Below are 17,665 nucleotides of genomic sequence, written 5' to 3'. Positions count from 1 at the left end.
CCAGGTTTCGTCTACGCTTTGATCTTGCTCATCGCCGAATCGTACATCGGCTCGAGATGGATCTTGGCCGGCGTCCGTTCCATCGCCACCACCAGCTCATAGTCGCCTGAGCTGAGAAAATCGTCGCCGACGCCATCGGCATTGCGGACATAACCGTAACCGATGTTCTTGGCCAGCGTGTAGCCATAGCCGCCGCTGGTGAGGTAGCCGACCGGCTCGCCATTGCGCAAAATCGTCTCGCGTCCGACCAGCACGATACCGGGATCGTCGACCGTGAAGCCGGCAAAGCGTTTCTTCAGGTCGGCGCCGCTGATCTTTTCGAGCGCCCGCCGGCCGACGAAATCGGTGTTCTTCCTCAGCTTCACCGCCCAGCCGAGGCCGGCCTCCTGAGGCGTGTCGTTGGGGGTGATGTCGGAGCCCCAGGCGCGGTAGCCTTTCTCCAGCCGAAGTGATTCCAGCGCCCGGTAGCCGATCGGCCGGATGCCGTGCGGCTTGCCTGCCGCCATCAGCGTGTCGAAAATCTCGCCGGTGGCGGCGATCGGCACATGCAATTCCCAACCAAGCTCGCCGACATAGGTGACGCGCAGCGCCCGAACCGTATGGCCGGCAGTCGTGATCTCGCGGATATGGCCGAACGGGAAGGCGGCGTTCGAGACATCGGCATCGGTCACGGCAGCCAGAACGTCGCGGGCCCGCGGTCCCATCAGTGAGAGCGTGCCGAAATCCTCGGTGACATCTTTCAGCGTCACGTCGAGGCCCTTGCCGACATGGTCGGCGATCCAGGAGAGATCATGCGTGCGGAAGCCGGTGCCGGTCACGATGTAGAATTTGTCTTCGGCGAGCCTGGCCACCGTCAAATCGGCCTCGATGCCGCCGCGCGTGTTGAGAAGCTGCGTGTAGGTCAGCCGTCCCACCGGCTTGGCGACATCGTTGGCGCAGATCCAGTCCAGCGCCTTAGCCGCATCCGAACCCGTCATTTCGTATTTGGCGAAGGACGACTGGTCGAAGATGCCGACTTTCTCGCGCACATGGCGATGCTCCTCGCCGACCGGGCCAAACCAGTTCTGCCGGCCCATGGAATAAATGTCTTCGGATGTGGCGCCCTGCGGCGCGAACCAGTTCGGCCGTTCCCAGCCGAGCTTGGAGCCGAACACCGCGCGGTGCGCTTTCAGCCGCTCGTAGAGCGGCGAGACGATGCGCGGCCGGCCCGACAAATACTCCTCATGCGGAAAGCCGATCGTGTAATGCTTGCCATAGGCTTCCAGCGTGCGATCGCTGACCCATTGCCGATCGCGATGCAGGCCGGAAAAGCGCCTGATGTCGACCACCCAGAGGTCGAGCGGCGCTTCACCGTCGACCACCCATTGCGCCAGCACCCAGCCGGCGCCGCCGCCGGAAGCGATGCCGAAGGCGTTGAAGCCGGCGCCGACGAACATGTTGGCGCATTCGGGCGCGACACCGAGGATGAAATTGCCGTCCGGCGTAAAACTCTCCGGCCCGTTGATCATCTGCTTGACGCCGACCGTCTCCAGCGCCGGCACGCGCGCGATCGCCTGGCTCATATGCTGTTCGAAATGATCGTAGTCGTCGTCGAACAGGCGGAACTCCCAGTCATCGGGGACATCGCCGCCGGGCAGGCCGGTCGCCCAGGCCTGCGGGTTCGGCTCATAGCCGCCCATCACCAGCCCGCCGACCTCTTCCTTGAAATAGGTGCGGCGGTCGGGATCGCGGATTGTCGGCGCGTCGGTCGCCAGCCCGTCGATCTTCTCGGTGATGATGTACTGGTGCTTGACCGGTTGCAGCGGCACGCAAATGCCGGCCATCGCGCCGACCTGGCGTGACCATTGCCCGGCGCAGTTCACCACCTTGTCGCAAGCAATGTCGCCCTTGTTGGTCTTCACCGCGGTGATGTGCCCGTCCATCATGTCAAATCCGGTGACGCGGACATCCTCGAACAGCTTCGCGCCATGCATGCGCGCGCCCTTGGCCAGCGACTGCGTGATGTCGGAGGGGCTGGCCTGCCCATCGGTCGGCAGCCAGGAGGCGCCGACGAGGTCGCTGGTCTCCAGCAGCGGCCACACCTTTTTGACCTCCCCTGGCGACAGCAACTGCATGTCCATGCCGAAGCTCCTGGCCGTCGTCGCCAGCCGTTTATATTCGGTCCAGCGGTCGGCATTGGTCGCAAGCCTGAGGCACCCGGTCATCTTCCAGCCGGTAGCGAGCCCGGTTTCGGCTTCCAGTCCCTTGTAGAGCTCGACCGAATATTTGAGCACGCGGGTGATCGAGGCCGACGAGCGCAACTGGCCGACCAGCCCGGCCGCATGCCAGGTCGAGCCCGAGGTCAGCTTGCCCTGTTCCAGCAGCACGACATCGGCCTTGTGGTCGCGCGCCAGGTGATAGGCCGTCGAACAGCCGATAATGCCGCCGCCGATGACGACGATGCCGGCATGTGTAGGCAATGTCATGACTGTGTCCCGTACTTCGTGCGGTAATTGTCCAGCGCCGCGTCGAGCCGCGTCAGGTTCTCCGCGGTGTAGGCGACGTAGTCGATGCCGGGCGCGTCGAGGTAAAGTTCGGAAACCATGCTCCACATCGCCTCGCGCAGCAGCGAGGCGCATTGCATGGCCGCGTGCGAGCGGCGGATCGCCTCATCCGGCTCGCGCATGAAATACGCCGTGAGGAAAGTGAAGGACTCCGCGTCGCTCATCTCGGCGTTGGAGGCAACGCCGGCAAGATCGAACATCGCGGTGTTGAAACCGGCATATTCGAAATCGATGAGCCACAACCTGTCGCCATCGTCGAGGATATTTGCCGGCAAAAGATCATTGTGGCCGAACACGATCGGCAGCAGCTTCTGCGCCCGCTCCAGTTCGTCGGCCAGCGCCAGCAGCCTGGGCAGCTCGTCCCGCTTGCGGCTGCCGCCTTCGCTCAGCGTTCGCGCATAGTCGCGGATGACATGGAAGACCCAGAACATGAAGCCGGCGCCGGAGATGTGATTGGGCATCTCGCGATGGAACCCGCGCATAAGGGCTGCGACGCGGCCGATATTGGCGCGCACATCCTCGGCGACAAAGGTTTTCGCGCCGAGGAATTCCGTGACCATAATGCCGGGTTCGGAATGGCGGACCGCCGGCGCGAAGCCTGCGGCGTGCGCCGCGCGGGCCGTCATCACCTCGCGGTCGCGAAAGACGTGGTGAAATGGATAGTCCTGGCCGAAGCGCACGACATGCCGCCCGGCTGCGTCCTTGACCAGATAATTGGCGTTGCTGAGGCCGCCCGGCAGCGGCGCAATGTCGATGTTGCCGTTCCAGCAGGGCAAGGCCCGGATGCGGTCTTCAGCAGTCACGGGACCATCCCTGACTTTTGCGGAGCTTTCTTGGGCGCCATGCGCCGCGCAACGAGCGTTGGGAAACGCAAAAATCTCGTCGGTGCGGGACGCAGGAACTCCTATCCCGCGCCGCACCGACGAGCCCCTCTGGCCAGGTTTTGATACCCGGTCTCCGCCCCCGCGGATTTGAGAAACTTTTGTGCCAGTTCAAACCCAGACGGTCTGGCCAGACGGTCCGGTCCGTGAATTGCGGCTCTGCCATCACCCTCCCGTGGCAGTTCCGAAGCTGTCACGCCGTCAATGTCACGCCAGTGCTACCTAACTGTCAATGAAATGTTGTGACTTTTTTTGGGTGTTTTGCCCGAAACCACGAGCAATTCCTTTAAAAACGGCGGCATTGCCCTAAAACCGGGCAGGCCGCAAAATTCAGGAAGCCAGATGATCCATTCGAAACGGCATGGCGAAATCCTCCGCCTCCTCAAGGAAGAGGGCACCGTCACCATTGCCAGCCTCGCCGACCGGCTGGGGGTTTCGCTTGAAACGGTGCGCCGGGATGTCAAGCCACTGACCGGCAATGGCTCGGTGCTCAAGATGCATGGCGCCATCGGCCTGCCGTCGATGGCCGGCGAAGCGCCCTTCGAGCGGCGCATGCGCGACAATGCCGAGGCCAAGCGGCTGATCGCCCGCATGGTCGCTGCCACCATTCGCGACGGTGAATCGGTCATGCTGGACACCGGCACCACGACCTCGTTCCTGGCCCGCGAACTGCTCGGCCACCGGCGGCTGACGGTCGTCACCAACTCGTCCGATATCGCCCGCACGCTGGCCACCGTCAACGGCAACAAGGTCTATATGGCCGGCGGCGAATTGCGCAGCGATTCCGGAGCCGCCTTCGGCGCCTCGGCGATCGATTTCGTCAGCCGCTTCTCGGTCAGCCATGCGGTGATTTCGATCGGCGCCGTCGATGCCGCCGCAGGCCTTGCCGACTACGATCTGGAAGAGGCGGAGTTCGCCCGCATGGTGCTGTCGCGCGGCCAGCGCTCGCTGGTCATCACCGACCACACCAAGTTCGGTCGCCAGGGTCTAGTCCAGGTCTGCGGCTTCGACGGTTTTTCCGAACTCGCCACCGACCAGCCGCCGCCGCGCGACATTGCCTCGGCACTTGCCGAGGCTGGAGCGCGCCTCAGCATCGCTGCCGCCTAGCCAAATACCAGCGGCTGGTGCGCCGCAATCCCGGCCATGCCGCCACCCGAGCCGCGAAGGCGATGTTGTGCATCATGCGCGCCGCGTCGCCCGGCCGCAGAAGATGTCATTGTGGGGGAAGAATTTCTTTTTCACACATCCCGCTCTTCGCAATGTCCATGCAACTTGGCAGCTGCAAACAGCGCCTCGTCGAAATGCGGGCCGGGCGAATCGCCCGCATCAGCAATGAGGCCACCATGCTGCAAACGATGCCTTGTCTTTCCTCATGGCCTGGACGCTTGCGCGCTCCGACCTTGAAGCCGACCCGGCTTGGCCGGACATTCCGCAACTTTCCGCCGGCGACGGTGTATGACGGTGTATAAGGTGTCCAGGATCAAGAACCTCAAAACCTATGACTGGCGCTTCGCATGACTGATCCACTGTCGGCGATCCTGGGCTTCGGCCTGCTCGGCGTCGCCTGCCTCGCCTTCACAGAAAAGATCCTGCCGCTGCCGCCCTCGCATGTGCTGCTGCTGTTCCTCGGCATGACGGCAGCCCCCGATCTCCCGGCGCTGGCGATCCTGCTTCTGGTAACGACGCTGTCCGCCATCACAGGCTGCCTTGTCTGGTATAGTTTGGGTCGTCGGATTGGCTTGGATCGTGCCGACAGGCTGGTCCAGCGTTTCGGCAAATATGTCTGCTTGCGCTATGCGACCTACAGCAAGCTTGGTCAGGCCTATCGCCGCCATCATGTCCGGGTCTCCTTGCTGGCGCAGTTCATCCCGACGGTTCGCAACTATCTGCCGATCGCGGCCGGCGCGCTCCGTCTTCCACTCTTGCCCTTCGCGGCGGCGACGCTGCTCGGCGCCACGCTATGGAACACCGGCTTCCTCGTCACCGGCTACCTTATGCGCGGCAGCGGCCGGGATTCCTATGCCATCGGCTTTCGCATCATCGTCATCGTCATGGCGCTGGAGACGGCGTTCATGCTCGCGCTGCGCTACGGTTCAGCCTGCCGGCGGCGCCTCGGGTTCGGCTGACCAGGAGGCGCCTCAAGCCGTATGGGTATAAGCTCCGCCTTCGGCTTTCCTTCCCCGGCGCGCCGGTGTTTAGTCCGGCCATGGCTTTCACCATCCGCCAGCTGCAGTTCTTCATTGCCGTCGCCGAGCAAGGCACGGTGTCGGGCGCCGCACAAAACCTCTCCATCTCGCAATCCTCGGTCACCGAGGCGATCAAGGAGCTGGAGAGCGATCTCGGCGTCGAATTGTTCGAGCGCCATCCGCGTGGCCTCAACATTACCCACAAAGGCCACCAGTTCCTGCGCCATGCGACCAAGATCCTGGCCGACGTCTCCGACGCGCGCCGCGCTTTTTCCGACGACCAGGTGGTGGCCGGCGGGCGGCTGCAGCTCGGCGTCACCTCGCTGGTCGCGGGCTATGTGCTGTCCGATCTGCTGGCGCGCTACCGCCGCGCCTATCCCGGCGTCGATGTCTCGGCCATCGAGGACAATGGCGACTATCTCGAACATCTGCTGATCGGCGGCAAGCTCGACATTGCCGTCATGGTCACCTCCAATTTGCGCGACCGCACCGCGCTGCAGTCGGAAATCCTCGAGGTCTCGGCCTACCGGCTGTGGGTCCCGCTCGGCCACAAGCTGGCCAGCGCCGACATTATCGGCATAGGCGACATTGCCGGCGAGCCGCTGATCATGCTGACCGTCGACGAGATCGAGGAGAACACCGGCAAGCTTCTGGCGGCGATCGGCGCCAGGCCGCATGTCGCCTTTCGCACCCGCTCGGTCGAAGCCGTTCGCAGCCTCGTCGCCACAGGTGCGGGCGTGGCGTTGCTGCCCGACCTAGTCTACCGGCCGTGGTCGCTGGAAGGCGACCGCATCGAATCGCGCGACATTTCGGGTTCCCTGCCGGTCGTCCAGGTCGGCATGGTCTGGCGCCGCGGCTCCGGTCTGCCGCAGGCGTCGCGCGACTTCATCGGCCTTGCCCAGTCGCAGCGTATGGTACGCCAGCAGCGTTGATAGGGTGCGTGGTTATCTATCGGAAAAACCGATATCGCGTTTCTGATAAATGAATTTGCGAAACCGGAATTTTCCGAGCACTTTTCATGTCAGGGACGAAAGCCGCCATCAGAGCGGCAACGTGCCATCGGATGAACTGACGCTTTTCAGCCTGCGGCTGACCGCGGCGGCGACTCGCTTCGCAGTCAGGCGCCAAAATGGGAGATTGACGATGAATTCATTCCTGAAGACGTGCACCGCCTTGACGGTCGCGCTGACCTTTTCCGGTCAGGCCGTCGCCCAGGTCAAGGAACTTGGCAAGGGCGAAGGGGAGGTCAGCATCGTTGCCTGGCCGGGGTACATCGAGCGCGGCGAAACCGACAAGGGCTATGACTGGGTGACCTCCTTCGAGAAGGAGAGCGGCTGCAAGGTCAACGTCAAGACCGCGAACACCTCCGACGAGATGGTCTCGCTGATGAATGAGGGTGGGTTCGATCTAGTCACCGCTTCGGGTGACGCATCGCTGCGCCTCGTTGCCGGCAAGCGCGTGCAGCCGATCAACACCGATCTCATCCCGAGCTGGAAGGCGGTAGACGACCGTCTGAAGGATGCGCCCTGGTTCACCGTCGACAAGGTGCATTACGGCGTTCCCTATCAGTGGGGCCCGAACATCCTGATGTACCACACCGATGTCTTCAAGGAAGCGCCCAAGAGCTGGAACGTCGTCTTCGAGGAAATGAACCTGCCGGACGGCAAGTCCAACAAGGGCCGCGTCCAGGCCTATGACGGCCCGATCCACATCGCCGACGCCGCCAACTATTTGATGTTCCACAAGCCGGAACTCGGCATCAAGGATCCCTACGAACTGAACGAGGACCAGTACAAGGCCGCACTCGAACTGCTGCGTGTTCAGCGGACGCTGGTCGGTCGCTACTGGCATGACGCCGCCATCCAGGTCGACGATTTCCAGAACGAAGGCGTCGTCGCCTCCGGCTCATGGCCCTACCAGGTCAACACGCTGGTCGCCGCCAAGAAGCCGGTCGCCTCGACCGTGCCGGAAGAAGGCGTCACCGGCTGGGCCGACACCACCATGATGGAGGCCGACGCCGCGCACCCGAACTGCGCCTATATGTGGCTCGAGCATTCGCTGTCGCCCAAGGTCCAGGGCGACGTCTCGGCCTGGTTCGGCTCGCTCCCGGTCGTGCCCGCTGCTTGCAAGGGCAACGAGCTGCTCGGCGAGGAAGGCTGCAAGACCAACGGCTACGAGAACTTCGACAAGATCAAGTTCTGGAAGACGCCGGTCTCCAAGTGCGCAACCCAGAACGACCAGTGCGTGCCTTACTACCGCTGGGTGTCCGACTATATCGGCGTCATCGGCGGGCGTTGAGCTCCCTTAACCCTCCCCCTTGTGGGGAGGGTCGACGCGCAGCGTCGGGGTGGGGGCAACGCTGACGTCCGGTGCTAGTCACCCCACCCGCGGCTTCGCCGCGACCTCCCCCATCGAGGGGGAGGTGAAGTGCCGTGCCCGCTGGCCTGATTGGTGGCGGCAAGAGCTATTTCGACGAACACAAACCGGCAACAGACGGACAGCCCATGACATCGGCCGTTTCCTTCCAGAAAGTCTCTCGCCATTTCGGCAGCGTGCGCGCCGTCGATGCGGTCGATCTCGATATCGTGCCGGGCGAGTTCTTCGCCATGCTCGGTCCGTCGGGGTCCGGCAAGACGACCTGCCTGCGCCTCATCGCCGGCTTCGAGCAGCCGACCTCGGGCTCGATCTCGATCTTCGGCGACCGCGCCGAGGGCGTGCCGCCCTATCGCCGCAACGTCAACACGGTGTTCCAGGACTACGCGCTGTTCCCGCATTTGAACGTGCTGGACAATGTCGCCTACGGGCTGATGGTCAAGGGCATCGCCAAGCCGCAGCGGCAGAAGGCGGCGGAAGAGGCATTGTCACTGGTGCGGCTTCCCGGCTATGGCGCCCGCCGTCCCGGCCAGCTCTCCGGCGGCCAGCGCCAGCGCGTGGCGCTGGCCCGTGCGCTGGTCAACCAGCCCAAGGTGCTTCTGCTCGACGAGCCGCTCGGCGCGCTCGATCTCAAACTGCGCGAGAACATGCAGGAAGAGCTGAAGTCGCTGCAGAAGGCGCTCGGCATCACCTTCGTCTTCGTCACCCACGACCAGGGCGAAGCGCTGTCGATGGCCGACCGCGTCGCCGTCTTCAATGACGGCAAGATCATGCAGATCGGCACGCCGGAAGACATCTACCAGCGGCCGAAGACCCGCTTCGTCGCCGATTTCGTCGGCTCCTCCAACGTACTGCCGCCGGACTTCGTCCAGCGCTATTCCGGCCAGCACCGCTGGGGCAGCCTGCGTCCCGAATCCATCCGCATCGGCCGCGCCGCCAAAGGCGAGGGCGTTGCCGCGCGCCTGGTCGGAACCAACTATCTCGGCGCTACGACCAAGCTGGCGCTCGACGCCGACGGGTTGAGGCTGCACGCCATCGTGCCGGCCGGGACAAAGCTGCCGGCGGAAGGCGAAGCGGTGGTGCTGACGTTCAACCGCGAGCATTTGCATTTGATGGACGAGCCGGCATGATTGAGGTTTGCGCCAAGCACCCCCCTCTGTCCTGCCGGACATCTCCCCCTCAAGCGGGGAGATTGGCTGTTCCTCCCGGTTTCGCCAATCTTCAACGTTGGGGATTTGGCGAGACAGCGAAACTGCTGATCTCCCCCCTTGAGGGGGAGATGTCCGGCAGGACAGAGGGGGGTGTGAAGGAACGCGGCTTCTCAGGGTTCCTTCAGCACGCGGTCGCCCCATGACCATCGCCGCCCTCAACTCAAACCCCGCCCCCGCCATCCTGCCCGGCAGCGGTGGCATGCGCGGTGCGCTCTCGGATCTATTCTGGCGCCGGCCGCAATTGCTGCTGTTCCTCATGTTGCTGCCGCCGGTTTTGTGGCTCGGCGTCGTCTATATTGGCTCGCTGTTCGCGCTCCTGGCGCAGAGCTTTTTCTCGATCGACGAATTCTCCGGCCTCATCAACCATGAGTTCACGCTGAAGACTTACGGCGACCTGTTCCAGGCCGCCAATCTCGACATCATCCTGCGCACGGTGACGATGGCGGTGCTGGTCACGCTGGCGTCCGCCATCATCGCCTTCCCCATCGCCTATTATGCGGCGCGCTATGCCCGCGGCCGCTGGAAGGCGCTGTTCTATCTCGGCGTCATGCTGCCGCTGTGGTCGAGCTACCTGGTCAAGATCTACGCCTGGAAGCTGATCCTCGCTAAGGAAGGCATCCTGACCTGGCTGCTGGCCAAATTGCATCTGCTTTGGGTGCTCGACGGCTGGCTGTCGCTGCCGGTCGTTGGCGGCAACTCACTGTCGGTCTCCGCCACCGGCACCTTCATTGCTTTCGTCTATGTCTGGCTGCCCTTCATGATCCTGCCGGTGCAGGCGGCATTGGAGCGTGTGCCCGGCAATCTGATCGAGGCCTCGTCCGATCTAGGGGCGTCGCCGGGCCAGACCTTCCGCAACGTGCTGTTCCCGCTGGCGCTGCCCGGCATCGTCGCCGGCTCGATCTTCACCTTCTCGCTGACGCTGGGCGACTACATCATCCCGCAGATCATCGGCACATCTAGGCTGTTCATCGGCCAGGCCGTCTATTCGCAGCAAGGCACCGCCGGCAACATTCCGCTCGCCGCCGCCTTCACCGTGGTGCCCATTGTCATCATGGGTTTCTACCTCTGGGGCGCCAAGCGCATGGGGGCCTTCGATGCGCTCTGACGGTTCGCAATCCGCTCCGCTCGGCCTCAAGATCGCAGCCGCCTGCGGCCTGCTGTTCCTGCATCTGCCGATCCTGCTGATTTTCGTCTACGCCTTCACCACCGAAGAGAAGAGCTTCGTCTGGCCGCCGCCGGGGCTGACCACGCAATGGTTCGCCGTCACCTGGAACCGGCCGGATGTGTGGGAAGCGCTGTCGCTCTCGGTCCGTGTTGCCGCCATCTCGACGGCGATTGCCTTGATACTGGGCACGCTATGCGCCGCCGCCGTGTCGCGAACGAAATTCTTCGGCCGCGAGACCATCTCGCTGTTGGTCATCCTGCCGATTGCGCTGCCCGGCATCATCACCGGCATCGCGCTGCGCTCAGCCTTCTCGCTGGCCGACATCCCGTTCTCGTTCTGGACGATCGTGCTCGGCCACGCCACCTTCTGCGTGGTCGTCGTCTACAACAACGCCGTTGCCCGCTTCCGCCGCTCCTCGGGCTCGATGATCGAGGCCTCGATGGATCTCGGCGCCGACGGCTTCCAGACCTTCCGGCACGTCGTGCTGCCCAACATCGCCACCGCACTGCTCGCCGGCGGCATGCTGGCCTTCGCGCTGTCGTTCGACGAGGTCATCGTCACCACCTTCACCGCCGGCCAGCAGCAGACTGTGCCGATCTGGATGCTGGAGGAACTGATCCGTCCGCGCCAGCGACCGGTCACCAATGTTGTCGCCATGGTCGTGGTGCTGGTGACGCTGCTGCCCATCCTGTTGGCCTATTACCTGACCCGCGACGGCGACCAGATCGCCGGTTCCGGCAAATAACTCACAAGGGAGAGACGTCCATGGACACCCAGATGCTGATCGGCTCGATCTTCGACAAGGGCACCGAGACCGAGGAGCCGATCCTCAATCCAAAGACCGGGGCGACCATTCTCAATTTGCCGGAAGCAAGCCCGGCGCAGATCGAGGCTGCTGTCGCGGCGGCGGAAAAGGCGTTCGTCTTGTGGTCGCGCACCACGCCGGCGCAGCGCTCGAGCTATCTCCTCAAGATCGCCGATCGCATCGAGGCCGAGGCCAAAGAGTTCGCCGCGCTCGAGGCGCTGAACTGCGGCAAGCCGATCAATGCCGTGCTCAATGACGAGATCCCGGCGATCGTCGACTGCTACCGTTTCTTTGCCGGCGCTGTCCGTTCCATGCCGGGCGTGGTCGCCGGCGAATATCTTCCCGGCCACACCTCGATGGTGCGGCGCGACCCGATCGGCATCGTCGCTTCGATCGCGCCCTGGAACTATCCGCTGATGATGATGGCGTGGAAGCTGGCGCCGGCGATTGCCGGCGGCAACACCGTCGTCTTCAAGCCATCGGAACAAACACCGCTGACGGCGCTGAAGCTGGCCAAGATCCTCGCCGATGTCCTGCCCGCAGGCGTCGTCAATGTCGTGCTCGGCCGCGGCGACAGTGTCGGCAACACGCTGATCAACCACGCCAAGGTCAACATGATCTCGATCACCGGCGACGTCGCCACCGGCAAGAAGGTGCTGCAGGCCGCCGCCAAGTCGGTCAAGCGCACGCATCTGGAGCTCGGCGGCAAAGCGCCGGTCATCGTCTTCGACGATGCCGACCTAGGTGCGGTGGTCAACGGCCTGCGCGCCTTCGGCTACTACAATGCCGGCCAGGACTGCACCGCCGCCTGCCGCATCTATGCCGGCAAGAAGATCTACGACAAGCTCGTCGCCGATCTGTCCTCGGCCGTCTCGACCATTAAGTACAACCAGCCGGACGACACCGAGAACGAGATCGGCCCGCTGATCTCGCGCCGCCAGCGCGACCGAGTCTCAAGCTTCGTCGAGCGCGCTTCGGAATTGAAGCACATCGAGATCACCACCGGCGGCAAGCCGGGCGAGGGCTCCGGCTTCTACTACCAGCCGACCGTCGTTGCCGGCGCGCTGCAGGAAGACGAGATCGTGCGCCGCGAAGTGTTCGGCCCGGTCGTCTCGATCACCCGCTTCTCGGAAGTCGACGAAGCCGTGAACTGGGCCAATGACAGCGATTACGGCCTTGCGTCCTCGGTGTGGACCAAGGACGTCTCGCGCGCCATGGCGACGGCCGCCCATCTGCAATATGGCTGCACCTGGATCAACACCCATTTCATGCTGACCAACGAGATGCCGCATGGCGGATTGAAACAGTCCGGCTACGGCAAGGACATGTCACTCTACGCGCTGGAGGATTATACCGCCGTTCGTCATGTGATGGTGGCTCACGGGTAAAGGCCGCCAATATCTCTAAAATATTCGCCACGCCGTTTTCTGCACATTAAGCGTAAGTAACTTTTGCGGCGCGACGAGTGTTCACGTTTTACTGAATATTCAACCTGAACGAGCAGCCTCTTTGCCGAGAAACCGCGCGGCGAGGGGGTTTGCGCATGAACACGACCAAGATCAAATTGGTACTCATTGGTGGCTTCTGCATGCTGATCGCTGTGTTCGGCGGCAAGGACATTATCAAGAAAAGCGGCTGGCTCGAGGCGCCTGCCGAAATCCTAGCGGTCAATGTCGAATGCGACATGGAATCGACCGCCCACAAGATCGTCTACAAGACTGTCAGCACTGCCACGATCCCCTGCGAGCTGGTTGACGCGTTCAAGACTGTGCATGCGGACAAAGAGTGGAAGGTGACCCAGAAATTTACCGGCACCTTGCGCGTCGGCACCGGCACTGACGCCGTCGAGGCCACGATGGGGCTGAGCAAGAACGGCGACCGCGAACCGCAGGTCGGCGACAAGCTCACCGTTGTCCAGAACCCCGCCAACCCCACCCAGATTGAACGCACCGGCATGACCGGCACCCGCCTGACGATCGTCATCGGCGCCGGACTGCTCGGCGCGGTGCTCCTCTATATCGCCTTCCGACCGCGCAGGCAGGCATCGGCCTACGCGACAGCCGGCAACCTTGCCGGAGATGCCGGTGCGGACCAGCGCGCGCGCCAGGCCGACGCCATGATCGCGGCCGCCCTTGCCAAGCAGGCCACGCTACCCAATCAGCCGACGCCAACGGCGGCGGCCGGATTGGCCAGGGAAGGCCGCTTCGCCGGGCAGCGGACGAATTTCGGCCGCCGCAACTGACGGCCGAAAATCGCGGCGTCCTCTTGTTTTGACGCAATTCCGGACGGAAAACCGCTCACACTTTTCCTGGAATTGCTCCTACTCCACGATGCGGTAGATGTTCCAAAGGCTGGTGCCCGACACGACGTAGGGCTCCATCTCCTTGCCCCATTTTGCGTGCGCATCGATCTTGCCGATCCTGGCGAAGAACGCCTCCAACTGGGCAAGGCTCTCGACCTGGTGATGCGACTCGACCGTCGCCTCCCGGGCGCCGATCGAACCGGTCATGATCTGGAACTCGAGATCGGCGATGCCGACCTGAGAGCCGATCTCGCGCTCCCATTTCTTGAGCAGTTCGAGCACGGTCTGCTTGTGCCCGAACTTGGCGTCGATCTGCCATCTGGCGCTGAACATGTCTCTCCTCCTCACTCGTCCCAGGCCTGCACGACGGTCTGTCGCGCAATGCGGCCGTTCTTCAACTCCAGCATCGCTACACAGAACACTTTCGTTCCGTCCGGATAGGCGCAGGCCTGGGTAAAGGCGAGATTGTCGCCATCGGCGATGGTGGTGTCGACCTTGTGGGTCATTGCCCGGCTGCAGATGTCGTCCCAGAACGTGCTGATCGCCGCCCGGCCGCGGATCTCGCGCGGCTTGCTCGGCGGGTTGTTGCGATCGATCACCCGCACCAGCGCATCGTCGGCATAGAAGCTCGCCAGCATCCTGCCGTCCCGTCCTTCGATCGCTTTCTTGATCGCCGCGCCGTCCACGCTTTGCGTCTTTGTCAGCATTTTTTCCTCCATGGCCCGTCGATCGGGCGGTTGATGACCATAAGCCGTGCCCGGCGCTCATCGCCGGGCAGAGTCTTTCACTGCGACTTGGCTTTGACGGCGGCGAACACGCCGTCGGTCTGCTGTTTGAAAGTCGCGAAATCGACCTGGCTGCCGTTGAGCATCGTCGACCAGTGGCGCACGATTGCCGCCATCGCGATCGTCTCCTTGATCTCCTCATCGGTCGCGCCATTGAGCTTGGCGGCCTCGGTGTGGAAATAGATGCAGTACTGGCAGGGGATCTGCGAGGCGACGGCCAGGCCCATCAGCTCCTTGGTCTTGCCGTCGAGCGCGGTCTTGGGGTTGAGTTGCACGCCTTTGATCTCGGCCCAGGCGCCGGCAACCGCGACATCCGGCAGCGTCTTGAACATGTCCGGCACCGAGCCGAGTGTCGCCTCGATGTCCTTGTAGGCGGCCGCCGCTGTGGCGTCCTCGGCCTTGGCAGGGGCGATCGTGAACAGTGCGCCAACGCCTGCCGCTATCACCAGCGATTTGATCGACCTGTTTGACTTCACCATGTCATCCTCCGTTCGCAGCGCCTTCCGCGGCGACATTCGCCTGGCCTGCATGGAGAGAATTGGTAGCGCCTGCGCGCCCTTGGCCGCTTCGCCCGAAAGCGCCATGGCTCCTATGGCCCGTCCGGGCCAGTGTGCCTGGCGGAAAATGCCGCTGCCGCCGCCCGCGACGGCAGGTCGAGCTTCAGCAATATGTTGGCGACATGACGCTTGACCGTATGTTCGCTGAGCCTCAGTTCGGCAGCGATTGCGGCATTGCTCTTGCCGTCGGCGATCAGGCTCACCACCTCGCTTTCGCGCGCCGTCAATTGAGCCGGCTCGGCAGGCCTGGCCTTGGGACGGCAAGCGGGCTCGAGATGCTGTTCCGACGTCACCTGGACCAGCGCCAGCGGCTCGTCCAGCTCATCCACCGTGACACGCCCGGCATCGATGAAATGCAGGCCGGAACCGGCCGCCAGATCGGCGACCAGCCGCGACGCCAGAATATCGCCGCGCCCGGCATGGGCGGCGATCTGCATCGTCACCCGTGCCATTAGTCCCACCGGCGGCCCGCGCATTTCGACCTCGCCGACATGCGCGCCCTGGGCGCTTGCAATGCCCATATGCTGCGCCGCATCGCGCAGCGCCGCCGCGCAGCGTATGGCCCGCGCCGGCCCGTCGAAGCGCGAGATCATCAATTCGCCATGGATGCCGGCGACGCGTCCGCCATGGCGGCCGACCAGCTGCCGCCAGCTCTCCTGGAAGCGCTCGCTGCGTTCGCTCCACATGCGGTCGCCCACTCGCGCCGTATCGTATACGCGTGTCGCCAGAAGAGCGGCAAGCACGCGCTCCGCTTCTGCCACGGCACGCTCGCCGGTCAGGAATTCCTCGATCAGGTCTCCCACCCGGTCGACGTCGCCAGTCCAGATCGGGTGATCGCGGCCGGGGATTTCGACCAATCGCGCATTCGCGATCTTCTTGGCCAGGAAGCGGCTGGCGTCGGGGTCGACCCGCACATCGTTACGGCGATGGATGAGCAGGGTCGGTGCGCCGATCGCCGAAAGCACGCCGCGCACGTCGATGTCAGCATTCATCCGTGCCAGGGCCGCCGCTGCTGTCGGGCTCGCCGACAGCCGTTCGAAGCGCGCCCACCACTGGGTGAAATGCGCGTCATCGACCCTGCCTGGCGCAAAGTCGGGCAGAGTGGCGCCGGTGCCCCAGGTTGTGCCGGCGGTCGCGATGAAGGCCTCGAGGCGTTCGGGCGGCATCACCCATTTGTGGAAATGCGCATAACCGCCATAGAGCGTCAGCGCCCGTGTCCGTTCCGGATAGGTGGCGGCGAACAGCATTGCCATCGGCGCGCCTTCCGAGGCGCCGAGCAGGGCGGCGCGGCCGCTGCCTGTGGCATCCATCACCGCGCGCACATCGTCCATGCGGGTTTCGAGGCTGGGCAGATGGCGTGGGTCGACCCGGTCCGAAAGGCCGGTGCCGCGCTTGTCGAACAGGATCAGCCGCGAGAACGCCGAGAGCCGTTTCAACAGCCTGGTATAACCCTCGTCTTCCCATTGGAGGTCGAGGTTAGAAATGAAGCCGGGCACGAAAACCAGGTCGAACGATCCCTGGCCGACCACCTGATAGGCGATCCGCACGTCGCCACTGAGGGCATATCGCGTCTCGATCGGCCTCACGACTGCATCCCGCCCGGCCAGACGACTTCTGATCGTCGACCATAGCAGACGCCTGCCAGATGCGGCAGTCAAACTTTAGAAAACAGGAATATAGCCTGGCGGCCCGAACGGCATTCGCCCCGTTTATTCTGGCGATCGGCTATTTCTGGGGAGCGGCGCTCTGTACCTGTGGCTGGGTGTAGCCGATCCTCATATCGGCCTGCTCTTCGGTCTTTGGCCGCTTGATCCGGGCCGAGGCCTCGACGACGAGCTCGTCGAAACCTTCGCCGCCGCTGTCCAGCATCTCGAAGAACTGACGCCGCATCCTGGGCTCCCAGAACTTGTTGATGTGCTCGGCTACACCCGCCACGCCTTCCTCGCGCGGCCTGGAATGGAAGAAGGCGGCGATCTGGTTGGCCATGCGCACCAGCTTTTCCCTGGTGCTCGTGATGTGGTCTTCGTCATGCGACATGCTGGGCAACTCCCAAGACCACCCGTTCCGGGTGGGTGAAAACATCGAAATCGTTGCCGCGCACCAGCGCCACCAGCGTCATTCCCGCCTCTTCCGCTGTGCGGATGGCAAGCGCGGTCGGCGCCGAGACGGCCATGATGAAAGCCGAGCCGATGGCCGCCGTCTTCTGCACCATCTCGACCGAGACGCGTGAGGTCACGACAACGGCGCCCGAGGCACCGTCAATGCCGGCCTTTGCCAGCGCGCCGGCCAGCTTGTCCAGCGCATTGTGGCGGCCGACATCCTCGCGCGCCATGACGATGCCCTTGCCGGGGATGTAAAAGCCGGCTGCGTGCACCGCGCCGGTTTCCGAATGCAGCGGCTGCACCTTCGACAACAGCCTGACCGAGCGAACAATGTCGTCTGCGCCAAGCGTAAGCTTGGACGCACCAATCTTGTCGACCGAGCGCATCGCTTCCTCGATGGATTCGATGCCGCACAGCCCGCAGCCGACCGGCCCGGCCAAGCGCCTGCGTCGCGCCTCGAAGCGCGTATTGGCCTGGTCCTTCAGCCGGATCTGGATATCGATCCCGGCGCCATGGTCCTCGACCTCGATCGCCTCGATCTCGTCAGGCAAGGCGATGATGCCTTCGGTCAGCGAGAAGCCGAGTGCGAAATCCTCGAAATCCGCCGGGCTCGCCATCATCACCGCATGGGTGGTGCCGGCAAAGGAGAACGCCACCGGCGTCTCCTCCGGCACCATGCGGTTCGCGGCCACGGTGCCGCTGGCGCGGTGCGCCAGCCGCGATATCCGCGTCGTTGCTTTGCGGTGCGCGGCCAA

17 protein-coding genes are annotated in these 17,665 nt (G+C 63.8%); 9 read left to right on the top strand and 8 right to left on the bottom strand.

Features of this window, described 5'->3' with window-relative positions; translation table 11 throughout:
- Nucleotides 1-11 precede the first annotated feature (11 nt).
- Both NKJ57_RS13090 and NKJ57_RS13085 read right to left on the bottom strand, forming a co-directional pair.
- Nucleotides 12-2,465, bottom strand: a complete 2,454-nt coding sequence (locus NKJ57_RS13090; RefSeq protein ID WP_352511006.1) for a GcvT family protein — start codon at nt 2,463-2,465, stop codon at nt 12-14.
- Entirely contained in the window at nt 2,462-3,346 is an 885-nt protein-coding gene (locus NKJ57_RS13085; RefSeq protein ID WP_023736174.1) for a phosphotransferase family protein, read from the bottom strand. Before NKJ57_RS13085 ends, NKJ57_RS13090 begins: the two co-directional genes overlap by 4 nt.
- A gap of 420 nt (nt 3,347-3,766) precedes the next feature.
- Between NKJ57_RS13085 and NKJ57_RS13080 the strand changes: the two genes are divergently transcribed.
- From NKJ57_RS13080 to NKJ57_RS13040, 9 genes are all read left to right on the top strand, one after another.
- Nucleotides 3,767-4,531 carry a DeoR/GlpR family DNA-binding transcription regulator gene (locus NKJ57_RS13080; RefSeq protein ID WP_023685103.1) on the top strand — a complete coding sequence of 255 codons (765 nt, stop codon included), beginning with the start codon at nt 3,767-3,769 and terminating at the stop codon, nt 4,529-4,531.
- 407 nt (nt 4,532-4,938) lie between these two features.
- A complete protein-coding gene (locus NKJ57_RS13075; protein ID WP_023712606.1) occupies nt 4,939-5,550 on the top strand; it encodes a DedA family protein in 612 nt (203 codons plus the stop codon).
- Nucleotides 5,551-5,630: 80 nt separating this feature from the next.
- Nucleotides 5,631-6,542 (top strand): LysR family transcriptional regulator, encoded by a 912-nt coding sequence (locus NKJ57_RS13070; protein ID WP_023673412.1) that lies wholly within the window; start codon nt 5,631-5,633, stop codon nt 6,540-6,542.
- A 211-nt stretch (nt 6,543-6,753) separates the two neighbouring features.
- Nucleotides 6,754-7,908, top strand: a complete 1,155-nt coding sequence (locus NKJ57_RS13065; protein WP_023736171.1) for an ABC transporter substrate-binding protein — start codon at nt 6,754-6,756, stop codon at nt 7,906-7,908.
- Nucleotides 7,909-8,114: 206 nt separating this feature from the next.
- Nucleotides 8,115-9,113: an ABC transporter ATP-binding protein gene (locus NKJ57_RS13060; protein WP_023732490.1), complete on the top strand. Its 999-nt coding sequence runs from the start codon at nt 8,115-8,117 to the stop codon at nt 9,111-9,113.
- Nucleotides 9,114-9,333: 220 nt separating this feature from the next.
- Nucleotides 9,334-10,299, top strand: a complete 966-nt coding sequence (locus NKJ57_RS13055; protein WP_352511005.1) for an ABC transporter permease — start codon at nt 9,334-9,336, stop codon at nt 10,297-10,299.
- Nucleotides 10,289-11,104, top strand: a complete 816-nt coding sequence (locus NKJ57_RS13050) for an ABC transporter permease (RefSeq protein ID WP_352511004.1) — start codon at nt 10,289-10,291, stop codon at nt 11,102-11,104. The genes NKJ57_RS13055 and NKJ57_RS13050 overlap by 11 nt, the downstream gene beginning before the upstream one ends.
- A 20-nt stretch (nt 11,105-11,124) precedes the next feature.
- Nucleotides 11,125-12,552: a gamma-aminobutyraldehyde dehydrogenase gene (locus tag NKJ57_RS13045; RefSeq protein ID WP_352511003.1), complete on the top strand. Its 1,428-nt coding sequence runs from the start codon at nt 11,125-11,127 to the stop codon at nt 12,550-12,552.
- A gap of 155 nt (nt 12,553-12,707) precedes the next feature.
- Nucleotides 12,708-13,406 carry a hypothetical protein gene (locus NKJ57_RS13040; protein ID WP_352511002.1) on the top strand — a complete coding sequence of 233 codons (699 nt, stop codon included), beginning with the start codon at nt 12,708-12,710 and terminating at the stop codon, nt 13,404-13,406.
- Nucleotides 13,407-13,484: 78 nt separating this feature from the next.
- On the opposite strand, the gene NKJ57_RS13035 is transcribed toward NKJ57_RS13040, so the two are convergent.
- The 6 genes from NKJ57_RS13035 to fdhD all read right to left on the bottom strand — a co-directional run bounded on the left by NKJ57_RS13035 (nt 13,485) and on the right by fdhD (nt 17,665).
- A complete protein-coding gene (locus tag NKJ57_RS13035; protein ID WP_352511001.1) occupies nt 13,485-13,799 on the bottom strand; it encodes a hypothetical protein in 315 nt (104 codons plus the stop codon).
- 11 nt (nt 13,800-13,810) lie between these two features.
- On the bottom strand, nt 13,811-14,173 hold the full coding sequence (locus NKJ57_RS13030) for a nuclear transport factor 2 family protein (RefSeq protein ID WP_352511000.1): 363 nt from the start codon (nt 14,171-14,173) through the stop codon (nt 13,811-13,813).
- 77 nt (nt 14,174-14,250) lie between these two features.
- Nucleotides 14,251-14,730 carry a carboxymuconolactone decarboxylase family protein gene (locus NKJ57_RS13025; RefSeq protein WP_352510999.1) on the bottom strand — a complete coding sequence of 160 codons (480 nt, stop codon included), beginning with the start codon at nt 14,728-14,730 and terminating at the stop codon, nt 14,251-14,253.
- A 110-nt stretch (nt 14,731-14,840) separates the two neighbouring features.
- The gene (locus NKJ57_RS13020; protein ID WP_352510998.1) at nt 14,841-16,394 is read right to left on the bottom strand and encodes an alpha/beta fold hydrolase; all 1,554 of its coding nucleotides are present in this window, start codon (nt 16,392-16,394) and stop codon (nt 14,841-14,843) included.
- 139 nt (nt 16,395-16,533) lie between these two features.
- Nucleotides 16,534-16,845, bottom strand: a complete 312-nt coding sequence (locus NKJ57_RS13015; protein WP_352510997.1) for a formate dehydrogenase subunit delta — start codon at nt 16,843-16,845, stop codon at nt 16,534-16,536.
- Nucleotides 16,835-17,665, bottom strand: coding sequence for a formate dehydrogenase accessory sulfurtransferase FdhD (gene fdhD, locus NKJ57_RS13010; protein WP_352510996.1), 831 nt, complete (start codon nt 17,663-17,665; stop codon nt 16,835-16,837). The genes NKJ57_RS13015 and fdhD overlap by 11 nt, the downstream gene beginning before the upstream one ends.

The sequence above is a fragment of the Mesorhizobium sp. M0077 genome, assembly GCF_040322955.1.
In the GTDB taxonomy this organism is placed as follows: domain Bacteria; phylum Pseudomonadota; class Alphaproteobacteria; order Rhizobiales; family Rhizobiaceae; genus Mesorhizobium.
The sequence above is the reverse complement of the archived record's forward strand: the minus strand, read 5'-3'. Positions and strand labels throughout refer to the sequence as shown.